General features: G+C 51.1%; 3 protein-coding genes, 1 pseudogene and 1 riboswitch. All 4 genes and pseudogenes read left to right on the top strand.

From position 1 onward, the window contains the following. Positions 1 to 61: 61 nt before the first annotated feature. Positions 62 to 180, top strand: a riboswitch (FMN riboswitch). Between the two features lie 118 nt (positions 181 to 298). Continuing rightward, a complete protein-coding gene (gene ribD / locus ACLUXO_RS09960; protein WP_412137416.1) occupies positions 299 to 1354 on the top strand; it encodes a bifunctional diaminohydroxyphosphoribosylaminopyrimidine deaminase/5-amino-6-(5-phosphoribosylamino)uracil reductase RibD in 1056 nt (351 codons plus the stop codon). Continuing rightward, positions 1347 to 1960, top strand: a pseudogene (locus tag ACLUXO_RS09965) (riboflavin synthase). Before ribD ends, ACLUXO_RS09965 begins: the two are co-directional and overlap by 8 nt. Before the next feature lie 19 nt (positions 1961 to 1979). Then, positions 1980 to 3158 (top strand): 3,4-dihydroxy-2-butanone-4-phosphate synthase, encoded by a 1179-nt coding sequence (ribB, locus tag ACLUXO_RS09970; RefSeq protein ID WP_412137417.1) that lies wholly within the window; start codon positions 1980 to 1982, stop codon positions 3156 to 3158. Between the two features lie 15 nt (positions 3159 to 3173). Beyond that, the gene (gene ribH / locus ACLUXO_RS09975) at positions 3174 to 3638 is read left to right on the top strand and encodes a 6,7-dimethyl-8-ribityllumazine synthase (protein WP_412137418.1); all 465 of its coding nucleotides are present in this window, start codon (positions 3174 to 3176) and stop codon (positions 3636 to 3638) included. Positions 3639 to 4208: the final 570 nt, after the last annotated feature.

The following is a 4208-nucleotide window of genomic DNA, read 5'->3' on the forward strand; positions in this document are numbered from 1 at the left end:
TATCTTCTTCTTGCTTGACAGGGCTTTCAATAACAGGTAACATAAGAAACGTGAATTGAATAATGTTCTTCGGGGCAGGGTGAAATTCCCGACCGGCGGTAAAGTCCGCGACCCGCGATATGCGGTTGAATCCCAAGTGAGGGTACCGATAGTTAAAGTCTAGATGGGAGACAGAACGATACAATTTTTGCCATGTCGTATCGCTTATTTGGCGATGCTACTATTTGATTTTGATATCGATTATTAGGCCTCGAGGATTTCCTCGGGGCTTTTTTCGTGCAATGAAAGGAGTGATTGGATGGCATCAGATGAAGAATACATGCGTCTGGCGATTGCCGCGGCCCGCAAGGCTGGCAATGCCACCTGGCGCAACCCAAGAGTCGGCAGCTGCCTGGTCAAGGACGGCAAAGTCCTGGCGACTGGTTTCCACCAGCACTACGGCGGCTTCCATGCTGAACGTGATACCATCTCCAAATTGACTCCGGAACAATTATCCAATTCCACTATTTACGTGACTTTAGAGCCTTGCTGCCATTACGGCAAGCAGCCGCCCTGCACCCAGCTGATTATAGACAGCGGGATCAAGCGGGTAGTGGTCGGGGCAACCGATCCCCACTCTCTTGTAACGGGCAAGGGTATCGCTGCTTTGCGGCAGGCGGGCCTTGAAGTAAGCACTGGCCTTTTGGCAAAAGAAGCAAGCCGGCTAAATGACCACTACAACTACTTTTACCAAACAGGTCTGCCTTACGTGACTTTAAAACAGGCCGTAACCTTGGACCACATGTTGGCTAAAAAGGGCGAGCGGACCGCGATTACAGGAGCTGAGGCCTGGACCCGGGTCCACCAGGAACGGGCTGGTTACCAAGCTGTCTTGATCGGGTCAGAAACGGCGATCATCGACGATCCTTTGCTATTGACCAGCGAGGACCTGGTTCACCCGCCAGTCAGAGTCGTGCTGGACCGGCGGGGTCGTCTCCTTGACCACTTGGATTTGCGCTTATTTTCCGATAAGCGGGCTGAGACCTGGATTTTGACGGAGAATCCGGTTTTCTTAGAGCAGGATTTGCCAAAGCAGGTAAAGCTTTTTGCCCTGCCGGATGGAAAAATTTTGACCAGCATAAAAATACTGGCTGACCAAGGCGTGCAGAGCATTTACGCTGAAGGCGGGGCTCATTTGCAAGAGAGTCTGCTGGCCGCCGGCTTGGTCAATGACGTGATCAGCTATGTTGCTCCCCGCTTTTTGGGCCGGGGGACTGAAGCCGCCGTATCCGCGGAAGCTCTGGACTTAAAGGATGTCCAAACGGAGCGAGTTGGCGACGATGTAAGAATCTATGGGAGGATCAAGGATGTTTAGTGGTTTGGTAAGCGGCAAGGCGCGGGTTCAGCGCCTGGAGCAAGAAGGCAAGACGATCGTTTTGACGGTCAAGACAGTCCCGGAAAATTTGGCCGGGGTGGAAATCGGCGACTCGATCGCGGTCAATGGCTGCTGCCTGACGGTGGAGGCTTTTCCGCGGACAGCTTCACGGTGACCATGATGCCGCAGACTTTTGACAAGACAACTTTCAAAAATCTGCAGGCCGGCGACCAAGTGAACATGGAACGCAGCCTGCCAGTAGGTGGCCACTTTGAAGGGCATATCGTGAGTGGCCACGTTGATGAGACAGTAGAAGTTGTTGACTTGAAGCAAAACGAAAATGCTTTAGAGCTCCGCTTTTTCCTGCCGGACCGCTTGAAAAAGCAGGTCGTCCCGCAAGGGTCAGTCGCCATCAACGGGACCAGCTTGACGGTGATGAACACTGGCGATAACTGGTTTTCAGTTGGCCTAATTCCCCACACCCAGGATGAAACGAATTTATCTGGCCTGCAAGTTGGCGACCAGGTCAACCTGGAGACTGACGTGCTGGGCAAGTACGTGGAAGCCAATCTGGCCGCTTTTTTAAAAAATGAATTGGATAAGTAGAGAACACGAGGAAATAAAGATGGATGTCAAAAAGATTCAAGATGCAATTGCCTGGATGAAGCAGGGTGGCCTGGTAATCGTGGCCGATGATGAAGACCGGGAAGCCGAAGGGGACATGATCGGTTTGGGCAGCAAGGTTACTCCGGAAAAAATCAACTTCATGACCAAGCATGCCCGGGGCCTGCTCTGCACCAGTATTGGCCGGGAGATCGCGGAAAGACTGGAACTGCCGCAGATGTGGCAGGATAACACGGACCCGTTCGGGACGGCCTTTACCGTTAGCGTTGACTACAAGACGACAAGCACGGGGATTTCAGCTTATGACCGGGCAACTACGATCAAGGCTCTGGCGGACCCGGAATCCAAGCCGGAAGACTTCTTCAAGCCGGGCCACTGCTTCCCGCTGGTTGCTAAAGACGGGGGCGTTTTGGAAAGAAACGGGCACACGGAAGCCTCAGTCACCCTGGCTAGACTGGCTGGTGAAGCAGAAGTTGCTTACATCTGTGAAATCTTGAAAGAAGACGGGCACATGGCCCGCCGGCCGGAACTGGAAGAAATCGCCAAGGAATACGACCTGCCATACTTCACGATCGCGGAATTGCAGGAATACTGCCGGAGCTTCGCGAGTAGTCGTCCGGAATTCGTAAACTTGCCAACTGACTACGGCGATTTTGAAATCAAGGATTATGGCAATGGCAACTTGGTAATTAAAAAGGGCGAAATTGCTAAAAATGAGCCAGTAATGTTGCGGATTCACTCCAAGTGCTTAACCGGGGACGTGCTTGGTTCCAAGCGCTGCGACTGCGGCCACCAGCTCCACCAAGCCATGCGGCAAATTGAAGAAAATGGATCTGGTGTTATCCTCTACCTTAATCAGGAAGGGCGGGGAATTGGCTTAACCAACAAGCTCCGGGCTTATGCCCTGCAGGACCAGGGGCACGATACTTATGACGCCAACCTGCTTTTGGGCTTTGCTCCAGATGAGCGCAAGTACGACGTGGCTGCTGCAATGATCAAGGATTTGGGAATTAACCAGGTTCAGCTTTTGACCAACAATCCGGACAAGATCAAGCAATTGGAAGAGGCAGGGGTTGAAATCACTGACCGCCTACCCCTGGAGATGGCGGCAACGGATGAGGACCGCAGATATCTGGAAACCAAGCGGGACCGCTTCAAGCACATGTTAGTCAGTTTATAGTGAGGAAGAAAAAAGATGGCAGTAATTCAAGGTGATTTTAAGCAAGTACACGGCAAGGTAGCGATTGTGGTGTCCCGCTTTAACGAGCTGGTAACCAAGAGCCTGGCAGCCGGCGCGGCAGAAACTTTGGTTAAGTTTGGGATTGAGGCAGAAGATATCGACACTTACTGGGTGCCGGGGGCTTTTGAACTGGGCTTCGCGGCTAAAAAGCTGCTTGATTCCGGCAAATACGACGGGATCATGACCTTGGGGGCGGTGATCAAGGGCGAGACCGACCACTACGCGATGATCATCAACAACGTAACCAGCGCGGTCATGGAATTGAATTTGGCGGGCAAGGTACCGGTGACTTTTGGCATGCTGACGACGGAGAATATCGACCAGGCCCTGCAAAGATCCGGCTTGAAGGTCGGCAACGAGGGGAGCGCTACCGCCCAGAGTCTGCTGGAAATGATGAGCCTGCAGGAAAAAATCAGTTAAGCTCCATAGCTTGCAAGCGCTTAACTTTTGTGCTATTATCCTAAGTAGAGAAAGTACTTTCGAATATCGTATCGAACCTTATGGAAAGGGCGTATGCGAATGACAGAAAAGATGGTTGATGAATGAGCCTCCTGAAAGGGCGTATTTGTCAGTTTGCTGTCGGCAAGACCAAGGCTAAGGCAGCAGTCGCGATTTAGCGGGAAAGCCTTCCGCGCAAGGGTGTTCTGTTTGTGCACAGCGACTGGGCCGATCAAGAATGACGACTTGCCAGGCAGTTTGTAATAAAATTGAATATTATTGGCATAAAGGGCTTCGCGTTAGTGTTGAGACGCGGGGCCCTTTTCCTGTTTTAGAAGAAAAAATAAAAAGTTTTACCTTTTTTCTCCCGGCAAAATCACGATAATCCGAACTATTTTTCGCAAAGAAAAAGGTTTTCCCCCGTAAGCGAAAACAAAGGCAAAACTATATCAAGCAGCGCTTATTACAACTCTGCCGGCTGTACCCATGATAAAACGAATGAAAAGGTGGATTTGACCTTTTAGAAATAACGAGTATACTAATATTTGTTGT

Origin of the sequence: Lactobacillus delbrueckii subsp. bulgaricus (genome assembly GCF_046938665.1) — a bacterium.
Lineage (GTDB): Bacteria > Bacillota > Bacilli > Lactobacillales > Lactobacillaceae > Lactobacillus > Lactobacillus delbrueckii_C.

What these genes read in the sequence shown, in the direction of transcription:
- ribB (WP_412137417.1), top strand. Translation starts at nt 1,980, where the DNA reads ATGGATGTCAAAAAGATTCAAGATGCAATTGCCTGGATGAAGCAGGGT.
- ribD (WP_412137416.1), top strand. Translation starts at nt 299, where the DNA reads ATGGCATCAGATGAAGAATACATGCGTCTGGCGATTGCCGCGGCCCGC.
- ribH (WP_412137418.1), top strand. Translation starts at nt 3,174, where the DNA reads ATGGCAGTAATTCAAGGTGATTTTAAGCAAGTACACGGCAAGGTAGCG.